The sequence below is a fragment of the Pseudomonas simiae genome, from assembly GCF_000934565.1.
Lineage (GTDB): Bacteria > Pseudomonadota > Gammaproteobacteria > Pseudomonadales > Pseudomonadaceae > Aquipseudomonas > Aquipseudomonas simiae.
Genome location: NZ_CP010896.1, coordinates 2,767,647 through 2,789,680 on the forward strand (window position 1 = coordinate 2,767,647; position 22,034 = coordinate 2,789,680).

A 22,034-nucleotide genomic window follows, 5' to 3' on the forward strand; every position below is an offset into this window, starting at 1 on the left:
CGAAAAAATTGTTGTTATCAACGGTTCACCAGTTTCGCCGGCAAGGCGATGACCAGGAAGCTGCTGAGGATCAGGCAGCCCGCGAAAAACCACAAGGCACCGGCGCTGCTGCCTGTGACGTCGATCGCAACGCCCATCAATGAGTTGCTGACCAGGCCGGCGATATTCGCCACCGAACAGGCCAGGGCAAAGCCGGTGGCCGCCGCGGTGCCTTTGAGAAAGGTCGCCGGCAGGCTGAAGAACACCGGCACGGCGCCGATGATCGCCGCCGAAGCAATCGCGAACAGCACCACCGTGGCCACCACGTTATGGGTGAAGAAGGTGCTCGTGGCCATGGCCGCCGCGCCGATGAAAAACGGCACGATGATGTGCCAGCGGCGTTCGCGGTGTTTGTCCGAGCTGGCGCCGATCAGCAGCATGCCGAGCAGGGCGGCGACGCTTGGCAAGGCGGTGAGCACGCCGATATGGAACGTGTCGGTGACCCCGGCGTTGCGGATGAAGGTCGGCATCCAGAAGCCCATGGCGTAGGCGCTGAGCAGGATCGAGAAGTCGATACCGCCGAGCATCCATACCTTGAGGTTGAAGAAGCCGTCGCGGAAGCTGTGCTTGCTGGCGGAGCCTTCGGCATCGTCCTTGCGCAGTTCGGTGTCCAGCAGGGCCTTTTCCTCATCCGACAGCCATTTGGCTTGCTGGTAGGTGTTGGGCAGGGCCCAGAAGGTCAGCACGCCAAGCAAGACGCTGGGCACCGCTTCGATCAGGAACAGCCACTGCCAGCCACGCAGGCCGCCCATGTGGTCGAAGTGGCCCATGATCCAGCCGGACAGTGGGCCACCGATCACGCTGGAGAGCGGCAGGCCGATCATGAACAGCGCAATGATGCGCCCGCGTCGGTGGGTGGGAAACCAAGTGGTCAGGTAGTACAGGACACCCGGCAAAAAGCCCGCTTCGGCAGCGCCGAGCAGAAAACGCAGGATGTAGAACTGGGTGGTGGAGGTGACCAGCATGGTGCAGGCCGAGAGCAGGCCCCAGGTGATCATGATGCGCGCGATCCAGATCTTTGCGCCGACCCGTTCCAGCACCAGGTTGCTCGGTACTTCGAACAGGATATAACCGACAAAGAACAGCCCGGCACCGAGACCGAACGCGGTTTCGCTGAACTGTAATTGGTCGAGCATCTGCAGTTTGGCGAAGCCGATGTTGATGCGGTCCAGGTAGGCGGCCAGGTAGCAGAAGCACAGGAAGGGAATCAGCTTCCAGGTGATCTTGTGGTAAAGCGTGTTGACCGGGTCGGCGACGGTGGTCGCGGGCGCTGCATTCGCAATGGGCATTGGGTGTCTCCTGGCGGTGACTTATGGTTTTTATACAGCCGCTTTTGTTCCAGCACTTCGGAGTGCTGTAGAAGCGACTTCCAAAGGCAGTGTCAGAAGACTGAGGAGGGCCTGTTGGAGGCGATCCATAGGGAAACCGGGCTTAGGTAGGTACTGGCTGGCCAGCGATGGCATCGGCGCGGTGTCACTGATACACCGCAGCGTCTGCATCGCGGGCCAGACCGGCTCCCACAGGGATCGGTTGCCACATTTGAATGCGTTCCAAGGCCGGGCCTCAGTTTTGTGCAAGACCGCGCTCTATGGCGCAGTTCTTAATAACGTCTTATTGCTCCCTGAACTTGCGCATCGCCTCCTGCTTGCTCACCACGTCGCCATATTTGCTGTCGATATCGAACAGGTTGGCTTCATGGGGCGCGGGGTGTCGATCGCCGACGCATTCGCGCACGACGATGGTGCGAAACCCGTGTTGCACCGCATCCACCGCCGTGGCGCGGATGCAGCCGCTGGTGGAACAGCCTGCCAGCACCACGGTGTCGATGCTCTGTGCATGCAGCATCGGCGCCAGGCTGCTGCCGAAAAACGCACTGGCGTACTGTTTGGTGATGACGACTTCCTCGTCCAGTGGCAACACCTCGGCACAGAACGCGGCGAGTGGGTTGCCTTCGACCATGTCTTTCATCACCGGGGCTTTTTTCACCCAGATCCCGCCATCGACGAAATGGCCGGGATGGTAGCGGATATTGGTGTGCACCACTGCAATCCCGTGCAGGCGCGCGGTGGCCAGCAGTTCCACGCTTTCGGCCACGGCCGTGACTACACCCGGCGCGAACAGCGGCGCGCCTTCGGTGGTGTAGCCCTGCATGAAGTCGATCATCAGCAGCGCGGCTTTCTTGCCAAAGCCGATGCGGTTGCCCCACACGCCCTGGTAGTTGGCGTCGGCGGATTGTTCGCTCATCGTTTCACTCCCCTCAGTAGGCGCCGGAGAGCAGGGCGCCGGCACCGGGAACGATGGGTTCCAGGTCCAGGGCCTTGAGCATCGCGTAGGTGGTGGCAATGGCGGCGGTGAGTACCGGTTTGCCGGTTTGCGCTTCGACCTTGGCCACCACCGGCAGCGACTGCATCTGCACGCAGGCGGACAGCACGATCACATCGACGCCTTCCAGGTTCATCCCGGCGACGATGGCCGGCAGGTTGGCCGGGTCGTGGCGGGCCACTTCGAGGTTGTCGGGAATCTCCAGGGCGCGCCAATCCACCACCTCGAAGCCTTCTTCGCGGATGTAGTTCACCACCAACTCGGTCAGCGGTTTCATGTACGGCGCGACAATCGCGATACGCTTGGCGCCCATCACTTTCAGGCCTTCGATCAAGGCGCCGGCGCTGGTGATGACCGGGGCGTTGGCGTCGTTGTCGGCCGTGGCTTTGCGCAGGCGTTGTTCGGAGTTGCGGTGATAGCCCAGGCCCATGGCCATGATCGCTACCAGGCAGGCGTAGCCCAGCACATCGACCTTGGCGTCGGACAGCTCGACGGCACAGCGGTCGGACTCGCCGTCCATGGCCGCCAGTTCTTCCTTGCGTACTTGCTTCATGCGCATGCGGCTGGAGTGAAAGGTGAAGCGCTCGGGACGGATCGCCTGGCGCGCGGTGAGCATCGCCGGGATCTCGGTTTCCATGGTGGTGTTGGAACTCGGCACGATCTGGCCGATGCGGTAAGGCTTCTGCATGGTGCTCTCCATTGTTATTGTTCGAGGAAATCGCCGAGGGCGAGAAAGAAACCGTCGAGGTCATCCCACGGAATCATGTGTCCTGCGTTCGGCACGCGGGCGACCTGGATGCCGGGTTGCAGGTCCTGGATCTCGGCAATGTCTTCATCGAGGATCACGCCGCCGCGTCCGGCCACCATCAACAGGGCAGGGGCCTTGAGGTGGGGCAGGTCGTGGTGGAAGTCCACCGCGTGGAAGTCATTGAAGGCTCGCACGATGGCGGGTTCGTAGCAGGTGTGCAGCCATTCGGCGCGCAGTTGCAGTTGTGCCGGTGTCCACGTGGCGCAGAAGGCGCGCATCGCCTCCGCGTCCATGCCGACCAGGGATTGGCGGATGGAGTCGACGTACCACGGCAGCTTGCTCGGGTATTCGCGTCGGCCCGGACCGGAGACCGGAGGGTCAATCAACACCACACGCTTCACCCCTTCAGGGTGTTTCACTGCACTGCGCACGGCAAAGCGTGCCCCCATGGAGTGGCCCATCAGGTGGTAGCTGTCCAGGTTCAGCGCATCGGCGAAGGCACCAATGTCCTCGGCGCAGGTGTCCGCGCTGTAATCCAACTCGGGACCGGTCGAGGACAGGCCGCGACCGCGCACATCCAGCACGTAGGTGTCGAACTGCGCCCCCAGGCGCTCGGCGACAAAACCCCAGGTGATTGCCGGGCTGGTAATGCCGGGGATCAGGATCAGCGCCGGGCCCTTGCCGCCATAACGCAGGTAGTGCTGGCGAATACCGTTGGCCTGCACGTTGGCGCCGTAGAGAAAGGTACTCACGCGGCCACCCCCGATTTCAGTTCCTGGGCGTACAGGTCATAGCCATAGACCCAGGCCGGATCTTCCTGGGTGCGCAGCCAGGTATTGGCGTTGGACACGGCCTGCACGCGCGACGCGCGCTCCTTGCGGTTGGCCTCGTAGAGTTCAAAGGCTGTGCGGTAGTCGCTGATGCCGGTTTCCTGCAGGCAGCGGGTGAGCATGGCGGCGTCTTCAATGGCCATGCCGGCGCCCTGGGCCATGTGCGGCTTCATCGGGTGGCAGGCATCGCCGAGCAACACCAGGCGGCCACGGCTCCACAGTGGTAACGGATTGCGATTGCGCAACGGCCACTTGGTCACGCTTTCGGTGGATTCGATCAGGGCTTGGACGGTGGGGTGGTAGCCCTGGAAGGCGTCGAACATCTCTTCGCGGCTGCTGTCGACGAACGCGCCCTGAAAGTCCCATTCGGCATGGGGCACACCGGTCACGTAGTAGTACTCGTCGCGCTTGCCGGTGGTGTAGTAGACCATCATGTGGCGGTCTTCGGTCCACCACTTGATGCAGTCTTCGAACTTGAGGTCGTATTTGGCGAGCTGGTCGCCACGGATCAGCGCACGGTGCGCGACCCAGCCGCTGTACAGCGGCTTTTCCACGCCCAGCAGTACTTCGCGGATCTTGGAGTTGATGCCGTCGGCGCCGATCACGATGTCCGCGTAAGTCACCTGACCGTCGGCGAAGGTCAGGCGTACCTGGGTGTCGGTTTCCTCAAGGCTTTCCAAGCGTTTGTTGAAGTGCAGGGTGCCGGGCTTGAGGGTGGACATCTGCAGCGCATGCAGGTCGCCACGGTGCACGGTGATGTAGGACGCCCCGTAGCCGGTGAGGGGGATGCGTGACAGGTAGTCGCCGCTTTCTCCGCAGCGGCTGAACCAGTGCTCGGGGTGCGAGCCCATCAGGTCAAGCTGCTTTTCGATGCCCATGCGGCGGAAGATTTTCATGATGTTGGGGCCCATGTGGATCCCCGCGCCCAACCGGGAAAACTCCGGCGCTTGCTCATAGACATCAACGTCGAAGCCGGCTTGCTGTAGCAGGGTGGCAGCGGCGGCGCCGCCCAGGCCCGCGCCGACGATGGCGATTTTCTGAGTGCTTCCCATGGGGCGTGTTCCTCTCTCTTTTTGATTTTCGGCGGCGTCTGTCCGCAAGGTTTTTAAAGTGTATACGCTCATTTTTTAAAATGGGAAGCCCGCCTTCGCAAATTTATTTTTTGGCCATAATTGTCCTGTGTAACGTTATTGTGTCTGTAAATACTGGGTATGTTTCGATAGGTAACGTTTTTGCGCGCCGCTTGCAGTCTGACTGTAATTCGGGTCTTATCGTTATTAAATGGCGTATACGCTATAAAAAATGCACTAGAGTGAGGCGTGCTGCCTGAACTTGGTGCAGGCCCACAGGAGACAGGAAAATGCCGGTAAGCGATTGCGAACTGACCCAGATGTTTGAGCACGTGTTGAAGTTGTCCAAGGTCGACCCGACCCAGAGCGTCGCCGTGCTCAAGAGCCATTACTCGGACCCCCGCACCGTGCGAGCCGCGATGGACGCCGCGCAGCGCTTGGGAGCCAAGGTATATGCGGTGGAGTTGCCGTCGTTCAACCACCCCAGGGCAATGGGCAACGACATGACCGCCTACTGCGGCGACACCGCGCTCACCGGCAATATCGCCGCCCAGCGTGCCCTGGAGGCCGCCGACTTGATCGTCGACACCATGATGCTGCTGCACTCGCCGGAGCAGGAACAGATTCTCAAGACCGGCACGCGCATTCTGCTGGCGGTGGAACCGCCGGAAGTACTGGCGCGCATGCTGCCCACCGAAGCGGACAAAGTGCGCGTGCTGGCGGCCGAGCAGTTGCTGAAAAAGGCGCGTTCGATTCACGTAAAGTCCCGCGCTGGCAGCGACTTCCGCGCCGCCTTGGGGCAATACCCGTCAGTGACGGAATACGGTTTTGCCGACGAGCCTGGACGCTGGGATCATTGGCCGAGTGGCTTCCTGTTCTCCTGGCCCAACGAAGAAACCGCCGAGGGCGTGCTGGTGCTGGACATCGGCGACATTTTGCTGCCGTTCAAGACCTACACCCGCGAGAAGATCACCCTGGAGATCGAGAAGGGCTTCATTACCAAGATCCACGGTGGTTTCGAGGCCGAATACCTGCGTGATTACATGAAGTACTTCAACGATCCCGAGGTGTACGGCATTTCCCATATCGGCTGGGGCCTGCAACCACGGGCACAGTGGACGGCCATGGGCTTGCATGACAAGAACGACGGCATGTGCATGGATGCGCGGGCGTTCTATGGCAATTTCCTGTTCTCTACCGGGCCGAACACCGAGGTGGGCGGGACGCGCAAGACGCCGTGCCATATGGATATTCCGCTGCGTCATTGCGATGTGTACCTGGATGATGAAGCGGTGGTGATTGCAGGGGATGTGGTTGCCCCCGTGGAATCCCTGGCTCGCTGAACATCCATGTGGGAGCTGGCTTGCCTGCGAGGGCGCTCGCAGGCAAGCCAGCTCCCACATTTTGATAGGGTTTCTTCAGCGATTGCCTTGAGTCCGTTCAGCAAGCCCGCCATCATGCTTCCCCATCGCCAGCCACTCACCGAGCCCCGCCGTGCCTGATTCCTACGTCTTTTCTGAACAAGTTGGCCACCTGCTGCGCAAGGCCTACCAGCGCCACCTGGCGATCTTTCAGCAGAATGTCGGCGACTCGCAGCTCACCGCCGTGCAGTTCGTCACCTTGTGTGCACTGCGCGATCACGGTGCAAGCTCCCTGACGGAACTGGTCAAGGCCACTGCCGTGGATCAGGCGACCATTCGCGGTATCGTCGAGCGCCTCAAGGCCAAGGAATTGATTAGCCTGGAACCCGACCCGCAGGATAAACGCAAAGTGGTGGTCGACCTGTCCCCGGCAGGCGCCGAACTGGTCGCCCAGACCGCGCCGCGCGCCGCGCAGATCAGCGAATTGACCATGAGCAATCTCAACCCGGCCGAAAGGGTCGCGGTGCTGTTCCTGTTGCGCAAGATGATCGACGACCCGCAGGACTGACATGCCACACCCCCGCAGAAGGGGGTGAAACAGGAATATGGCACCGAATTTGCTCTGAGTTGATGTAGTAGCCACTTCATCAGTCAAGTGTGTCGTGAGACCTCAGGTCCGCGACGCTTTTTTTTGACTATTTCATGTAGTGCCTACTTCACCAACTGTTACGGGCGAAGCGAATGATCAGCCAGCACATCACGGTAACGCTTGAAGTCAACGGGCGAAAAAGCGACGTCAGCGCCATGGCGGACACACCGCTGTTGCTGGTGCTGCGCAATGACCTGGAACTCAATGGCCCCAAATACGGCTGCGGCCTGGGGGAGTGCGGTGCCTGCACCGTGATCATCGATGGGGTGGCGGCCCGTTCCTGCGTGTTTCCGCTGTCGGGGGCCGTAGGCCGCGAGATTGTCACCCTTGAAGGCCTGGGCACGCGCGACGCGCCGCACCCGGTACAACAAGCCTTTATCGATGAGCAGGCCGCGCAATGTGGCTACTGCCTCAACGGCATGATCATGACCACCAAGGCCTTGCTCGACCGCAACCCCAACCCCAGCGAAGCGCAGGTGCGCAACGAGCTGTCGGGCAACCTCTGCCGTTGCGGCACCCATATCGAAATCCTGCGCGCGGTGTTGCGTGCGGCCCGCCTGATGACTGTGGATTGATGACCATGACCGACACTTCCCTTTCCCGTGACCAGTGGCTGGCCAAGACCGGCGTTTTGTTGATCATCGACGATGTCCTGCCGCCTTCGGGGCCGGTGGCCAAGGGCGGCACGCCTACGGTGAAGCCCAAGGAGCTGGGGCTGTTTATTGCGGTGAACGATGATGGTTTGGTGTACGCGTTCAATGGTCATGTGGACCTGGGCACCGGTATCCGCACTTCGCTGGCACAGATCGTCGCCGAAGAGCTGGACCTGACGATGGAGCAGGTAAAGATGGTGCTCGGCGATACCGAGCGCGTGCCCAACCAGGGGGCAACCATTGCCAGTGCGACCCTGCAGATATCAGCGGTGCCCTTGCGTAATGCGGCAGCCGAAGCGCGGCGTTTCCTGTTGGCGCGGGCGGCGGGGCGCCTGGGTGTCAGCACTGCCAGCCTCAAGGTCGACGCCGGCGTCATCCACGCTGCAGACGGGCGTACCACGACGTATGCTGAACTGGTCAGCGGCCAGCATGACCAATTGCGCATCAGCGGTGATGCGCCGCTGAAACCCATCGAGGACTATCGCCTGGTGGGCAAGGGCGCTGCTCGGGTGGATATCCCCGGCAAAGCCACTGGCGAGCTGACTTACGTGCACGATATGCGCGTGCCGGGCATGCTCCATGGCCGGGTCATTCGTCCGCCGTACGCAGGGCTCGATTGCGGCGACTTTGTCGGCAACAGCCTGCTGAGTGTGGACGAATCGTCTATCGCTCATGTCCCCGGCATCGTTGCGGTGGTGGTGATCCGGGATTTTGTCGGCGTGGTTGCACTGCGTGAAGAGCAGGCCGTCAAGGCCGCCAGTGAATTGCAGGTGCACTGGAAACCCTGGAACCACGGGTTACCGGACATGACGGATGTCGAACAGGCTATCCGCGACAATCCCCGCGTACGCCGCACCGTGCTGGATCAGGGCAATGTCGACGAAGCCCTGGCGGGCGCGAGCCAACGCATGCCGCGCAGTTATCTCTGGCCGTACCAGATGCACGGGTCGATCGGCCCCTCCTGCGGTGTGGCGGATTACTCGCCAGCCGGCAGCCGGGTGTGGTCGGGCAGCCAGAACCCGCACCTGTTACGGGCCGACTTGGCGTGGTTGTTGGCGTGTGATGAAGCGCTGATCGATGTGATTCGCATGGAGGCCGCCGGTTGTTACGGGCGCAATTGCGCCGACGATGTGTGTGCCGATGCCTTGCTGCTCTCCCGTGCCGTCGGCAAACCAGTGCGCGTGCAATTGACCCGCGAACAGGAACACCTGTGGGAGCCCAAGGGCACTGCACAATTGATGGATGTCGACGGTGGCCTCAACGCCGACGGCAGCATCGCCGCCTACGACTTTGAGACCAGCTATCCGTCCAATGGCGCACCGACTTTGGCATTGCTGCTGACGGGACGTGTGGAACCGGTGGCGGCGATGTTCGAAATGGGCGACCGCACCTCGATTCCGCCCTATGACATCGACACTATGCGCGTGACCATCAACGACATGGCGCCCATCGTGCGCGCCTCATGGATGCGTGGCGTATCGGCCTTGCCCAACACCTTTGCCCACGAGTCCTATATCGATGAACTGGCCTTCGCCGCTGGCGTCGATCCGGTGGAATACCGCCTGCGCTACCTCAAGGACGAGCGCGCCATAGACCTGGTGAAATCCACCGCCGAACGTGCCAACTGGACGCCGCGCACCGCACCGATGCAAACCGCCAGCGACGACCATCTGCTGCGTGGCCGTGGCTTTGCCTACGCGCGTTACATTCACAGCAAGTTCCCCGGTTTCGGCGCGGCCTGGGCGGCGTGGGTGGCGGATGTGGCGATCGACAAGCAGACCGGCGATGTGTCGGTGACCCGCGTCGTGATCGGGCATGACTCGGGAATGATGATCAACCCAGACGGGGTGCAGCATCAGATCCACGGCAATGTGATCCAGTCCACCAGCCGTGTGTTGAAGGAGCGGGTGACGTTTGAAGAGTCGACGGTGGCGAGTAAGGAGTGGGGCGGTTATCCGATCCTGACGTTCCCCGAAGTGCCAAAGATCGACGTGATGATGATGCCGCGCCAGGACCAGCCGCCCATGGGCGCCGGTGAGTCGGCCTCGGTACCCAGCGCGGCGGCGATTGCCAACGCGATCTATGACGCCACCGGCATCCGTTTTCGCGAGCTGCCGATCACCCCGGAACGCGTGCTGGCAGCATTGAATGCGGGCACCCTGGGCGAGCCAGCCAAGTCGCCTGAGAAACGCCGGAAGTGGTGGTTCGGCGCATTGTTTGCCACCTTGGGCGCGGTGCTGGCGACGGCCTGGCCGTTCCACGCTGAAATTCCACCGATAGCGCCACCCAGCGCCGGCACCTGGTCCAAGGCGACCCTGGAGCGCGGGCGGTTGCTGGCGGCGGTGGGCGATTGCGCGGTGTGCCATACGGCGCCCGGTGGCGCGACCAATGCCGGTGGGCTGGCGATGCAGACGCCGTTCGGCACGCTGTACAGCAGCAATATCACCCCGGATGTGAAGACCGGGATCGGCGCCTGGTCATACCCGGCGTTCGAGCGAGCGATGCGTGACGGCATTGGTCGAGACGGGCGCAACCTGTACCCGGCGTTTCCCTATACGGCGTTTCGCAATATCAATGAGGCGGACATGCAGGCGCTGTATGCCTACCTGATGTCCCAGGTGCCAGTGAGCCAGGCGCCGACGCCGAATGCCATGCGCTTTCCGTTCAATATCCGGCCGTTGATGGCAGGTTGGAATGCCCTGAACCTGCGGCGTGGCGAGATCTCGCCGCAGCCTGAGCGCAGCGAACAATGGAACCGCGGCAACTATCTGATCAACGGCCTGGGCCACTGCGCCGCCTGCCATTCGCCGCGTAACCTGACGGGAGCGGAGAAGGGCGGCAAGTCGTTCCTCGCCGGTGGTACGGTTGATGGCTGGGAGGCTCCGGCCCTCAACGGCTTGTCCAAGGCGTCGACGCCGTGGACCGAGGACCAACTGTTTACCTATCTGAGCACCGGGTATTCCGATGCCCATGGCGTGGCAGCGGGCCCGATGGGGCCGGTGGTGAGTGAGTTGTCGAAACTGCCCAAGGCGGATATCCGTGCGATGGCGGTGTACCTGGCGTCGCTCAAGGGGGATGCGGCGGCCGAGGCCCCGGCGGTTACGGCGGCCAATGTGCCGAATCCCGATGGCCGTCGGGTGTTCGAAGGTGCATGCAAGGCCTGCCATGCGGATGGCCTGGGACCGAAACTGTTTGGGGTGAGCCCGTCGTTGGCCACCAACACCAACGTGCACAGCGACCAGCCGGATAATTTGATCAAGGTGATTCTGCAAGGCATCAGCAAACCGGCGACCCAGGATCTGGGTTACATGCCGGGGTTCAAGGACAGTTTGTCCAATAGCCAGGTGGCGGATCTGGCGGCGTATCTGCGCGCGCAATTTGCGCCGAATGCGCCGCAGTGGAAGGGGCTGGAACAGAAGGTTGCCCACCTGCGCGCCAACCCCGGTACGCACTGATCGTTCAACGCCTATGAGGAGCAGATGGGGGCGCTGGCTTGTTACAGCGGAATCGGTGTTACACCCCGCACCACCAAATCACTGATAAACCCCAGCCAATCCTGCTGCTGCGCCTTTTCCGCCAGGTCTTCGCCCAGGAACGAACTTAGCGTGTGGCGGTTGGAGTTATAGAAGTAGCACAGCGAGGCGATCATCAAATACACGTGCTTGAGGTCCACATCCAGGCGAAACACGCCTTGGGCCTGACCCGCCTCGATGATCGGCCGCAGCACGCCTACCGCTTCACCCGACAGCCGCCGCATCTCGCCGGACTGCCGGGCATGCTTGCCCTGGTGCAGGTTCTCGATACTGAGGATCGCCACGAACTCCGGGTGCTTGACGTAGTAATTCCAGATAAACGCCACCAGGTCACGCAACGCCTGCTCCGGTGCGTCGAGGTTCAGCTTGAGCTTGCTTTCAGCGTGGTTGAACTGCTCGTAGGTGTGCTCCAGCACACAGACGAACAGGTGTTCCTTGCTGCCGAAATAGTAATAGAGCATGCGGTCGTTGGAGTCGGCTTCCTTGGAGATGCTGTCGACCCGCCCGCCGGAATAACCGTCGCGGGTGAACACCTTGACCGCCGCCTGGAGAATACGCGCGCGGGTCTGGTCAGCCTGTTGGGCGCGGATACCGGTTTTCTTGATCGCCATATCAAAGCGCCTTGCACGACAGTCAGGGCGCGAAATATAGCATGGGGTTTTTCGCGTCCGTTCTATGACCGACAAGTTCTGTAATAAAAACGCCATTGCGCTGGGGATTAAATCCGCGGCGGGCTATTTTGGTGCGTCTCAATAACTAGAGTAGCCATGGATGAAATACCAACCCTTCAGCCGTACCTTGATTGCCACCGCTCTGGTGTTGACGGTCAGTGGTGTGCAAGCCGCGTCCCAGGCCCCGGTGGGCGGTGAAAATGGCATGGTGGTGACGGCCCAGCATTTGGCAACTCATGTGGGCGTGGATGTGCTCAAGGCCGGCGGCAACGCGGTCGATGCGGCGGTGGCCGTGGGCTACGCGCTGGCCGTGGTGTACCCGGCGGCGGGTAACCTGGGCGGCGGCGGCTTCATGACCGTGCAACTGGCGGACGGGCGCAAGACCTTCCTTGACTTCCGCGAAAAAGCCCCGCTGGCAGCCACCGCCAATATGTACCTGGACAAAGATGGCAATGTCATCGAAGGCCTCAGCGCCAAGGGCCATTTGGCCGTGGGCGTGCCCGGCACCGTCTCGGGCATGGAGCTGGCCCTGAGCAAATACGGCACTCTCAAGCGCGCCCAAGTCATCGCCCCGGCGATCAAACTGGCGGAAAACGGCTTCGAGCTGGAGCAGGGTGATATCGACCTGCTGCACACCGCAACCGGCGAGTTCGAGAAAGACCAGGACATGCGCGGGATCTTCCTGCACAACGGCCAGCCGATGCAGGTCGGCCAGAAACTGGTGCAGAAAGACCTGGCCAAGACCCTCAAGGAAATCTCGGCCAAGGGCAGCGACGGTTTCTATAAAGGGTGGGTCGCCAAGGCATTGGTGGATTCCAGCCAGGCCGGCAAGGGCATCATCACCCAGGCGGACCTCGACAAGTACAAGACCCGCGAACTGGCGCCTATCGAGTGCGACTACCGTGGCTACCATGTGGTCTCGGCGCCGCCTCCAAGCTCTGGCGGCGTGGTGATCTGCCAGATCATGAACATTCTCGAAGGCTACCCGATGGCTGACCTTGGCTATCACTCGGCCCAGGGCCTGCACTACCAGATCGAAGCCATGCGCCATGCCTACGTGGATCGCAACAGCTACCTTGGCGACCCGGATTTCGTGAAGAACCCGATCGAGCACCTGCTGGACAAAAACTACGCGGCGAAACTGCGCGACGCCATCGAACCGCAAAAAGCCGGTGACTCCCAGGCGATCAAGCCGGGCGTGTCGCCCCATGAAGGCAACAACACCACCCACTATTCCATCGTCGACAAGTGGGGCAACGCGGTGTCGGTCACCTATACCCTCAACGACTGGTTCGGTGCGGGCGTGATGGCGAGCAAGACCGGGGTGATCCTCAACGATGAAATGGACGACTTCACCGTCAAGGTCGGCGTGCCGAACATGTACGGCCTGGTCCAGGGTGAAGCCAACGCCATCGCTCCAGGCAAGGCACCGCTGTCGTCGATGAGCCCGACCATCGTGACCAAGGACGGCAAGGCGGTGATGGTGGTCGGTACGCCTGGCGGTAGCCGCATCATTACCGCGACTTTGCTGACGATCCTGAATGTCATCGACTACAAGATGAACATCCAGGAGGCCGTGGACGCGCCGCGTTTCCACCAGCAATGGATGCCGGAAACCACCAACCTTGAAACCTTCGCGGTGAGCCCGGACACCCAGAAGATCCTCGAAAGCTGGGGCCACACGTTTGCCGGTCCGCAGGATGCCAACCACTTGGCGGCGATTTTGGTCGGTGCGCCGTCCCTGGGAGGCAAGCCGGTGGGTAACAACCGTTTCTACGGCGCAAATGACCCGCGTCGTAACACGGGCCTGTCGCTGGGCTACTAAACGCTGCTCATCGCTGTAGGGGCGTGCTCGCGAAACCTCACAAGCTCGCCCCTACAGCACTTTATCGACTGCGGCGAATGCCGCTTTCCGACGCGCTTCCCAGTCCCCTCGGATCACCACAACCGTCTCCTGATGCTGCTGCATCCACGCCAGGCTTTCCTGGAAAAATGCCTGGCGGTCCGCCAGTGCCGGCTGGCAGCGTTGGCCGTCGGCGGTCCATTCCACATCTTCCGGTGACAACAACAGGTGCAGGTCGTAGTGGCGGGCCAGCAGTTCGCTGTCGAGCCAGGCCGGGTAGGCGCCGAACAGGGTCTGGCTCCAGAGCTTGTTGGTCAGCAGATGTGTATCGAGGATCAACAGTTCAGGCTGCTTGGCGCGGGCGTCGTCTTCCCAGGCCATCTGGCCACGGGCGATGGCCGGGATGTCCGCCAGGGTAGTGTCGCGTTGATGGTGATCGATGAAATAACGCACGTATTCACCCACCATCAACCCGCCGAAATGTGCCTGCAACTCCGCCGCCAGCCAGCTTTTACCGCTGGATTCGGGGCCCGCCAGTACCACCACTTTCATGCGTGCAACGCCGGGTCGGCGCGCCATTCGCGCCAGCCTTGCACTGCGATCACGGTGAACAGCGCGTAGAGCGCGGCGGTGAGGTACAGGCCTTTGTAGAGGAATAGCCCGACGAAGATGACATCCACGGCGATCCACAGTGGCCAGCACTGCACGCGTTTCTGCGCCATCCACATCTGCGCTACCAGGCTGAAGCCGGTAAGGGCGGCGTCGAGCCAGGGTTGGGCAGCATCCGTCCAGTGGGCCATGGCGGCACCGAGCAACAGGCTACCGACTGCGCCCACCGCCAGGCTGGCCATGATCGCCGGGACACCGAGGCTGGTGACCTGACGTCCTTGCTTGACCTCGCCGGCACGGGTCCACTGCCACCAGCCGTAGACTTGCAACGCGGCGTAAACCACTTGCAGCAGCATGTCGGAATAGAGTTTCACGTCGAAGAACACCCAGGTGTACAGCAACACCATCACCAGGCCGATGGGCCAGCACCAGGGGTTTTGCTTGACGGTCAGCCACACAGCGATCACCCCGAGGGCGGCGGCGAACAGTTCAAGCCCGGACATGGTGGTTCCTTGGGAGAATGGGAGAGGGCAGTGATTGTAACGAAAGAAGATTGGCGTAGGAATTAACTGATGGGGTGAGCGGGGCTAGCCCGCTCCCCCCCGGATCAGACCTTGAATTGACGCAGCAGGCCGTCGAGTTGTTCGCTCAGACCACGCAAATGCGCACTCGCCACACTCGACTGCTCCGCCGCCAATGCCGTGCTGTGGGACAAACCGGCCGCCTCGGTGACGTTCTGGTTGATGTCCTCCACCACATGCGCTTGTTGCAGGGTGGCGCTGGCAATCGAGGCGTTGAGGCCGTTGAGGTTGCGCAGTGACTCGCCGATGGCGGTCAGGCTGGCGCCGGCCTGGCCGGCTTGTTCGATGGTCAGCTGTGAGGCGCTGTGGCTGTCGCTGATCACCTTGACCGCCGCTTCCGAGTGGCCTTGCAAGCGCTCGATCATGCCCTGGATCTCGGCGGTGGATTTTTGCGTGCGCTGGGCCAGCAGTCGCACTTCATCGGCCACCACGGCGAAGCCACGCCCTTGCTCGCCAGCGCGTGCTGCTTCAATGGCCGCGTTAAGGGCCAGCAGGTTGGTCTGGTCGGCAATCGAGCGGATTACTTCGAGCACGCTGCCGATCTGGGTGCTTTCTGCCGATAGGGTGCGAATCACTTCCACCGCCTGACTGATGGTGCCGGAGAGCTGATCGATCTGCTGCAGGCTGCTGTCGATATTCACCTGCCCTTGTTGGGCCTGGGCCTGTGCGTCGCGCATTTCGCTGGCGGCGTGTTCGGCATTCTTGGCCACATCCTGCACGCCGTAGGTGACTTCGTTGATGGCGGTGGCCACCAGTTCCATCTGCTGGGACTGTTGCTGGCTACGGTCATGGGCCTGGGTCGCGTTGCTGCCCAGCTCCTGCGAGGATTGGCCCAAGGCGTTGGCGCACACCTGCAACTGGCCGACTACCTGGCGCAGCTTGGCGGTGAAACTGTTGAAGTGCCGGGACAGTTGGGTGACTTCGTCCTGCCCATGGGTGTCGAGGCTGCGGGTCAGGTCGCTTTCGCCGCTGGCGATGTTGCCCATGGCGTTCACTGCAGCTTGCAACGGCCGCACAATACTGCGGGCGATCAGTGAGACCAGCAGCGCCATCACCAGCGCGATAGCCAGGCCGATGAACGAGGCTTTCCAGACTTGGCTGCTGAACTCGGCCTGCACATCGTCTACGTACACGCCGGAGCCGATGATCCAGCCCCACGGTTCGAACAGTTGGATATACGAGGTCTTGGCCACCGGCGCTTCGGCGCCCGGTTTCGGCCAGCGATAGTTGACGATGCCGGCGCCCTTGGCCTTGGCCAGGATCACGAACTCGTTGAACACGGCAAACCCATCGGGGTCGCGGATGGCCGAGAGGTTCTGGCCGTCGAGCTTGGGGTTGGCGGGGTGCATGATCATCACGGGAGTGAGGTCATTGATCCAGAAATAGTCATCATGGTCGTAGCGCAAGCCACGCACCGCGCTCAACGCTTGCTTCTGGGCGGCTTCACGGGTCATCACGCCGGTGGTTTCGAGACCGTGATAAAACGTCAGGATCCCGCTGGCGGTCTGGACCACGTGTTGAGTCTGCTGGCGCTTGGCCTGGTACAGGTCGTCTCGGATCTGCTTGAGCATCAGCATACCCAGGGCCAACAGCATCAGCACGGCGACTATCAGGATCAGCCACAGGCGTCGGCTGATCGACATATTGCGCAAACTGTTCATGGTCCTGTCACTCCGTGCTTTTTATAATTGTGGGGCTGCATCGACTTTTCCGCCTTGTCTGATAGGCTTTCGGCCTGCATTCGGAAAACCTGAGTACTGTCTGATATTTCACAAGATTTTTGCAGCTCGGGGTTGAAACTCAACACCGTATCTTGTCGTCAGTGAACCATTAAAAAGATCAACAAGGCTTGCCATAGAGCAAGACCTTTGGGGGAAGCATGGATTTTTGGACCGCCATACAGGCATTGATTCTTGGCGTTGTGGAGGGGCTTACCGAGTTCCTGCCGATTTCCAGCACCGGCCACCAGATCATCGTCGCCGACGTGCTCGACTTTACCGGCGACCGTTTCAATGCGTTCAATATCATCATCCAACTGGGCGCGATCCTGGCAGTGGTGTGGGAGTTCCGTGGCAAGATTTTCGAAGTGGTCAGTGGCCTGCCGACCCAGCGCAAGGCCCAGCGGTTTACCGTCAACCTGCTGATCGCCTTCCTGCCGGCAGTGGTGCTGGGGGTGATTTTCGCCGACCTGATTCACCACTACCTGTTCAACCCGATCACCGTGGCGACGGCGCTGGTGGTGGGCGGCATCATCATGCTGTGGGCCGAGCGCCGCGAGCATGAAGTGCATGCCGAAACCGTCGATGACATCACCTGGAAAGACGCACTCAAGGTCGGTCTGGCCCAGTGCCTGGCGATGATCCCAGGGACTTCCCGCTCCGGCTCGACCATCATTGGCGGCTTGCTGTTTGGCCTGTCGCGCAAGACCGCTACCGAGTTTTCGTTCTTCCTGGCGATGCCGACCATGGTGGGTGCCGCTGTGTATTCGGGCTACAAGTACCGCGACCTGTTCCAGCCTGCGGACTTGCCGGTGTTTGCCATCGGCTTTGTGACCTCGTTCATCTTCGCGATGATTGCGGTGAAGGGCCTGCTCAAGTTCATCGCCAGCCACAGCTATGCCGTGTTTGCCTGGTACCGCATTGCATTCGGCCTACTGATCCTGGCGACCTGGCAGTTCGGCTGGATCGACTGGGCGGCCGCGAAGGCATGATGATCCAGCATCCACGCCTGAAGGCGGCGATCTTCCTGCTGCTGTGCGCAGCGCCGTTACTGGGTTCAATCTTGGTATGGCAGCGCGGCGAGACCGTGATCCCGCTGGCGGCCTATGGCGTTGTCAGCGTGATCGCGTTCTTCCTCTACTGGAGTGACAAGCGTAAGGCCCGTACCGACAGTTGGCGCACCCCGGAAAACATCCTGCACGCCGTGGAACTGGCGGGCGGCTGGCCGGGGGCGTTGATTGCCCAGCAAGTGTTCCGCCACAAGACGCGCAAGGTGTCTTACCAGGTGCTGTTCTGGGTGATCGTGCTGCTGCATCAAGTGTTCTGGCTGGACCAGATGTTTCTGGGGGGGACACTGGTTTCAGTGCTTTAGGCCCGGATATCCGCACTGGGCCAAGGATGGCCCATTGCGTCGGCCCACGGATTCAAGCCGGAGTGAGGGCTCACCGAGCCTAGGCGAGGTGCCGAGTGGTGGGGCGAAGACCTTTTGCTTGCTTTTGGGGCTTTCCGAAAGTGAGCCGCCGTAAGGGCGGAACCCTAAGTAGCCGTTACCGCAGGAATGGATATGTACTCATTCCAACTCAAGCGCATGGTCGGCTTGGAATCCGCAATCGCAGGCAAGCCAGCTCCCACCTATTGATCGATTTACATCGGATAGGTCTCGGGCGACTTTCAGGCCGTCACGGGAGCAAGCTCTCTCGCCACAGGCCCGGCGCAACACCGAAAATTGATGTAGATACCTGGGGTGCAACAGCACGTCAATCACCCAGCAACAGCCCGATCTGCGTGCGCTTGGGTAACTTGCTGACCACCAACTGGTGGGAGCGCTGGAGCAAGCCACGCAGTTCATCAGCGTCCAGCGGGTAGGGCGTGTTCATGATGATCCACTGCGCGCGCGCCAGGTAGGGCGCCGGGTGGATGCCTGGGCGGTCCACGTGGCCGAGGAACAGTTCCTTATCGACCTTGAACGCCAGCGATTCACCGCGCAGGTTCTGCAGGGCAAACATCTTGTTGCCGGCAATCGAAAATACGCGCACACCGCCCCATTTATAGTCTTCCCGCGCGCCGGGCAGACTCAGGCAGAAGCTGGCGACTTGTTCTTCGGTCATTTTCATAGCAAGCGGTCTCCACAGCCTTTGAAGCCTTCTTCCAGGTAGTCGATCCAGGCCCGGATCGCCGGCAGCACACCGCGCCGATGCGGGTAAACCGCTTGCAGCCAGCCGCCAGGCAAGGACCACTCCGGCAGCAGTTGCACCAGCCGGCCGTTAGCCAATTCCTCTTCACAGTACATCATCGGCAGTACGGTGAAGCCCAGGCCCATGATGGCGCTGGTTTTGCGCACGATAAAATCGTCGATACCCAGGCGAGCCTCCATCGCCAGGTCGTGGGCGTTGCCCTGAGGGTCGAGAATGCGTTGATGCACCAGGCGATCCGCCTCCAGCGCGCCGAGGATCGGTAACTGTTTGAGATCCTCAAGGGTCGCCACGTGGCGACCGAGCATGAGCGCGGGGCTGGCCACCAGCACGGTCTGGGCCTGGCGCAGGCGCTTGGTGACCAGCAGCGGGTCTTCATCGCCCAGTTCGCGTACGCGCAGGGCGACATCGATGCCCTCGGCGACCAGGTCGACACGGCGGTTGACCAGGGTCATCTCCAGCTGCACCTGGGGATGAGCCGCAAGAAATCCAGCCACCAGTTCCGGCAAGATGTGCTGGGCCATGCCCACCGGGCAACTGACGCGCAGCCTCCCACGGGGTTCGCTGGACATGCTGGCCACCGCCTCATCGGCCATTTCCGCCTCCAGCAGCATCGCCTGGCAATGGCGCAGGTAGCGCTCGCCGACAGCCGTGAGGGTGAGTTGGCGGGTAGTGCGTTGCAGCAGGCGCGCGCCGAGGCGTTCTTCCAACTCGGCGATCCGCCGCGACAGTCGCGACTTGGGAATTCCCAGCAGCCGGCCGGCGGCAGCGAAGCCACCGGCTTCCACGACTTTGGCGAAATAGTAGAGGTGGCCTGTTTTCCTAGAGAAACCATTGATCAAAACTGATATTTCCTTTATCGATCAACGGGCTAGAAAGGTTTTGCTTTTGACGAATGATCAAAATCCGGGCTTTGATCAAGCTCATTGATTGAGACTAGGATAGCCGACGAGGAGAGGCTGGTGGAGCTCTCCAAATGCTGAAAGCAATGTATTGGCTACGGACGCAACATCACCTTTTACAGGAGCCGGTCACCACAGCGATCGAACGCATGTGCCAGGTGATCCAGCCAAGCCCTGACAGCTGGCAACACTCCACGCCTGTGCGGGTAGACCGCTTGGAGCCACGCAGGGGCGCAGTGCCAATCGGGGAGCATGCGAACAAGCTCTCCGCTGGCTAGCTCGCTCTCACAGTGCATTAACGGCAAAACCGTGAAGCCCAGGCCTCCCAGCGCCGCTTCCTTGCGCATGATGAAGTCTTCGACACCCAAACGGGCAGGCATGGCTATCTCGAAACGCTCGCCGGCCTGATTGAACATCCGCATTCTGGCAAGGCGATCAGAGTCTAGAGCCCCCAGGAAGGGCAGAGCCATCAGTTCTTTGGGGTGAGAAACAGGGTGGGCGGCCAGGAAGTCTGGAGAAGCCACAACCTCCGTACGAGCCTCACGCAAACGCTTGGTGACGAGGTTTGGCTCCTCATCTTCGGCTTCGCGAACGCGCAGGGCGACATCAATACCTTCATTGATCAAATCGACTCGGCGATTGACCAACAGCAGATCGAGCTGGACTTGTGGGTAACGGGTGAGGAAATCACGAACCAGTGGATTTAAGAATTGATTTGCCAAACCGACCGGGCTGCTCACCCGCAGAGGGCCCCGTGGCTCACTGGTTGCGCTGGCAACCACTTCATCGGCTTGCTCTGCTTCCAAGAGCATTGCCTGGCAGTGGCGCAGGTACCGTTCACCTAAAGCAGTGAGCTGCAATTTACGTGTTGTGCGTTGAAGGAGGCGAGCGTTTAGCCGCTCCTCCAGTTCCGCAATACGGCGGGATAACCTTGATTTTGGAATCCCCAGTAGGCGGCCTGCCGCAGCGAAACCACCAGCCTCCACGACCTTCGCGAAATAGAAGAGGTCATTCAAATTTCGGGGTTCACCAATAGCCACTTTTGGACGACCTTAAGACATAGGGAGCGAGGCATGCAGGGCATGCATTATGCCTGAGTCGTCCGAGGCCTGTACCCATTCACATTTGGGGTATGAAGGTCAGCTACGCCGCTGAGATGTGAGTCATGACGCTTGTACGCTGAGCTTCACGACTTCTTCAGGCGATTGCTGACGGTTTGCCGTGAAACCCCCAGCCTCCTAGCCTGCGTGTTGGGTGCTGTGAAAATACGGTACAACGCGCGTTCGTACTGGTATCCGTATCCCGCTGCACTGGGGCTAGCGTCTGGATCTTTCATCCTTCCATCTCTCAGTCCACCCTTATAACGGCGGGCCCATGCCCCCCAATCCTTGATCCATGGCGTAATGGAAACAGAAATGTACCGGCGAAGATGTCATTTTGCCATAGTTTTCGGGGGGCAGCAGACGGTGTGGATTCTGTAAGGGAGGCGAGGAGTTAACGGTGGCTTACTCCTTAGGCTTGGCATGTCCTAGCATGCTGCAAGCTTCTCTCTGAGTCAGTCAGTCTTCAGTCGGTACCGATCGTTCCCAAAGAAAGCCCACTGTTGATCGACTCATCCCAAGCCGCCTGGCGGTCTCTGCCTTGCTCAAGCCAATCTCTTTGCACTCCAGCACACTTTTCAGCTTGGTCAGGTTCACTGGTCGAGCGGCAGGCCGCTTCACTAGGTCAAATCCAGCAAGATGGGTAGCGATATCTGCGTCACTGACGCGTTCTTGGAGTGCCTCCAATTCCGCTGCGGCTTTTGCGAGCAAAGTAGAGGAGGGCGTCTTGTTACAAGTCGAAAGAATTAGTGCCATGAAAGCCAAAGGGCTCATGCCGAGAGCCTCGGCGAGTTCTACGAATTTATCAATAGTGGGGCTGCTTTCGGCGTTCTCGATTTTGCTCAGGTATGTGCGCGATGCTGCGTGGGCAAGGTTTTCCTGAGTGAAGCCTAGATTCCCTCGAATTGCTCGAACGACCGCTGCCAGTGCTGGCTTCAACAAGATGATGTCCTCAAAAGAGAGGATGTAGCCATGTTGTCGTGTACAGTTACACGTCATATGGTGTATAAAACTGTACGTCCTGCTGTCGGTGATCTTGCTTGCACTGGCCGGGGCACTAATCAGCGGCGTGGCAGGACACAGCGGGCTCAGCATGCACAGCAATGAGTATGGTTTGCGTACGCAGCGTGACCGCGGTTGGAGGCTCACTCAATTCTTTCAATTATTTACTAAATCGCACCGCGTACTACGAGCCTACTAGAGGACGGGGGCG

General features: G+C 60.8%; 20 protein-coding genes. 7 read left to right on the top strand and 13 right to left on the bottom strand.

The window, feature by feature from the left end; all coding sequences use genetic code 11:
* Positions 1-17: 17 nt before the first annotated feature.
* The 5 genes from PF1751_RS12435 to PF1751_RS12455 all read right to left on the bottom strand — a co-directional run bounded on the left by PF1751_RS12435 (position 18) and on the right by PF1751_RS12455 (position 4,991).
* Positions 18-1,328: an MFS transporter gene (locus tag PF1751_RS12435; protein ID WP_010210658.1), complete on the bottom strand. Its 1,311-nt coding sequence runs from the start codon at positions 1,326-1,328 to the stop codon at positions 18-20.
* A gap of 322 nt (positions 1,329-1,650) precedes the next feature.
* Positions 1,651-2,283 carry an N-carbamoylsarcosine amidohydrolase gene (locus tag PF1751_RS12440; protein WP_044287083.1) on the bottom strand — a complete coding sequence of 211 codons (633 nt, stop codon included), beginning with the start codon at positions 2,281-2,283 and terminating at the stop codon, positions 1,651-1,653.
* A 13-nt stretch (positions 2,284-2,296) separates the two neighbouring features.
* Positions 2,297-3,049 carry a maleate cis-trans isomerase family protein gene (locus PF1751_RS12445; RefSeq protein ID WP_010210656.1) on the bottom strand — a complete coding sequence of 251 codons (753 nt, stop codon included), beginning with the start codon at positions 3,047-3,049 and terminating at the stop codon, positions 2,297-2,299.
* 14 nt (positions 3,050-3,063) lie between these two features.
* Positions 3,064-3,861, bottom strand: coding sequence for an alpha/beta fold hydrolase (locus PF1751_RS12450; protein ID WP_010210654.1), 798 nt, complete (start codon positions 3,859-3,861; stop codon positions 3,064-3,066).
* Positions 3,858-4,991, bottom strand: coding sequence for an FAD-dependent monooxygenase (locus PF1751_RS12455; protein ID WP_010210651.1), 1,134 nt, complete (start codon positions 4,989-4,991; stop codon positions 3,858-3,860). The genes PF1751_RS12450 and PF1751_RS12455 overlap by 4 nt, the downstream gene beginning before the upstream one ends.
* A gap of 308 nt (positions 4,992-5,299) precedes the next feature.
* Here PF1751_RS12455 and PF1751_RS12460 point away from each other — a divergent pair, with 308 nt between their 5' ends.
* From PF1751_RS12460 to PF1751_RS12475, 4 genes are all read left to right on the top strand, one after another.
* A complete protein-coding gene (locus PF1751_RS12460; protein WP_042571190.1) occupies positions 5,300-6,352 on the top strand; it encodes a 2,5-dihydroxypyridine 5,6-dioxygenase in 1,053 nt (350 codons plus the stop codon).
* Between the two features lie 151 nt (positions 6,353-6,503).
* Positions 6,504-6,938 carry a MarR family winged helix-turn-helix transcriptional regulator gene (locus tag PF1751_RS12465; RefSeq protein ID WP_010210647.1) on the top strand — a complete coding sequence of 145 codons (435 nt, stop codon included), beginning with the start codon at positions 6,504-6,506 and terminating at the stop codon, positions 6,936-6,938.
* A gap of 173 nt (positions 6,939-7,111) precedes the next feature.
* Positions 7,112-7,594 (top strand): (2Fe-2S)-binding protein, encoded by a 483-nt coding sequence (locus tag PF1751_RS12470; RefSeq protein ID WP_010210646.1) that lies wholly within the window; start codon positions 7,112-7,114, stop codon positions 7,592-7,594.
* A gap of 5 nt (positions 7,595-7,599) precedes the next feature.
* Entirely contained in the window at positions 7,600-11,127 is a 3,528-nt protein-coding gene (locus tag PF1751_RS12475) for a molybdopterin cofactor-binding domain-containing protein (protein WP_044288119.1), read from the top strand.
* 41 nt (positions 11,128-11,168) lie between these two features.
* Here the strand turns inward: PF1751_RS12475 and PF1751_RS12480 are convergent, their stop codons facing one another.
* On the bottom strand, positions 11,169-11,816 hold the full coding sequence (locus PF1751_RS12480) for a TetR/AcrR family transcriptional regulator (protein WP_021491976.1): 648 nt from the start codon (positions 11,814-11,816) through the stop codon (positions 11,169-11,171).
* A gap of 160 nt (positions 11,817-11,976) precedes the next feature.
* Here PF1751_RS12480 and ggt point away from each other — a divergent pair, with 160 nt between their 5' ends.
* Positions 11,977-13,701 (top strand): gamma-glutamyltransferase, encoded by a 1,725-nt coding sequence (gene ggt / locus PF1751_RS12485; RefSeq protein WP_010210643.1) that lies wholly within the window; start codon positions 11,977-11,979, stop codon positions 13,699-13,701.
* A gap of 51 nt (positions 13,702-13,752) precedes the next feature.
* On the opposite strand, the gene PF1751_RS12490 is transcribed toward ggt, so the two are convergent.
* The 3 genes from PF1751_RS12490 to PF1751_RS12500 form a co-directional block, all read right to left on the bottom strand.
* On the bottom strand, positions 13,753-14,271 hold the full coding sequence (locus PF1751_RS12490) for an AAA family ATPase (RefSeq protein WP_021491977.1): 519 nt from the start codon (positions 14,269-14,271) through the stop codon (positions 13,753-13,755).
* On the bottom strand, positions 14,268-14,831 hold the full coding sequence (gene pnuC, locus PF1751_RS12495) for a nicotinamide riboside transporter PnuC (protein WP_010210641.1): 564 nt from the start codon (positions 14,829-14,831) through the stop codon (positions 14,268-14,270). Before pnuC ends, PF1751_RS12490 begins: the two co-directional genes overlap by 4 nt.
* A 104-nt stretch (positions 14,832-14,935) precedes the next feature.
* Positions 14,936-16,570 (bottom strand): methyl-accepting chemotaxis protein, encoded by a 1,635-nt coding sequence (locus tag PF1751_RS12500; RefSeq protein WP_044287084.1) that lies wholly within the window; start codon positions 16,568-16,570, stop codon positions 14,936-14,938.
* A gap of 218 nt (positions 16,571-16,788) precedes the next feature.
* Here PF1751_RS12500 and PF1751_RS12505 point away from each other — a divergent pair, with 218 nt between their 5' ends.
* Positions 16,789-17,619 (top strand): undecaprenyl-diphosphate phosphatase, encoded by an 831-nt coding sequence (locus PF1751_RS12505; protein ID WP_010210636.1) that lies wholly within the window; start codon positions 16,789-16,791, stop codon positions 17,617-17,619.
* A complete protein-coding gene (locus tag PF1751_RS12510; RefSeq protein ID WP_010210632.1) occupies positions 17,616-17,999 on the top strand; it encodes a DUF1294 domain-containing protein in 384 nt (127 codons plus the stop codon). The genes PF1751_RS12505 and PF1751_RS12510 overlap by 4 nt, the downstream gene beginning before the upstream one ends.
* A 385-nt stretch (positions 18,000-18,384) precedes the next feature.
* On the opposite strand, the gene PF1751_RS12515 is transcribed toward PF1751_RS12510, so the two are convergent.
* The 4 genes from PF1751_RS12515 to PF1751_RS12530 all read right to left on the bottom strand — a co-directional run bounded on the left by PF1751_RS12515 (position 18,385) and on the right by PF1751_RS12530 (position 21,763).
* The gene (locus PF1751_RS12515) at positions 18,385-18,741 is read right to left on the bottom strand and encodes an MmcQ/YjbR family DNA-binding protein (protein WP_044287086.1); all 357 of its coding nucleotides are present in this window, start codon (positions 18,739-18,741) and stop codon (positions 18,385-18,387) included.
* Positions 18,738-19,658: a LysR substrate-binding domain-containing protein gene (locus PF1751_RS12520; RefSeq protein ID WP_044288120.1), complete on the bottom strand. Its 921-nt coding sequence runs from the start codon at positions 19,656-19,658 to the stop codon at positions 18,738-18,740. The genes PF1751_RS12515 and PF1751_RS12520 overlap by 4 nt, the downstream gene beginning before the upstream one ends.
* 179 nt (positions 19,659-19,837) lie before the next feature.
* Positions 19,838-20,761 carry a LysR substrate-binding domain-containing protein gene (locus PF1751_RS12525; RefSeq protein WP_080923196.1) on the bottom strand — a complete coding sequence of 308 codons (924 nt, stop codon included), beginning with the start codon at positions 20,759-20,761 and terminating at the stop codon, positions 19,838-19,840.
* A 519-nt stretch (positions 20,762-21,280) separates the two neighbouring features.
* Positions 21,281-21,763 carry a helix-turn-helix domain-containing protein gene (locus tag PF1751_RS12530; protein WP_226994546.1) on the bottom strand — a complete coding sequence of 161 codons (483 nt, stop codon included), beginning with the start codon at positions 21,761-21,763 and terminating at the stop codon, positions 21,281-21,283.
* Positions 21,764-22,034: the final 271 nt, after the last annotated feature.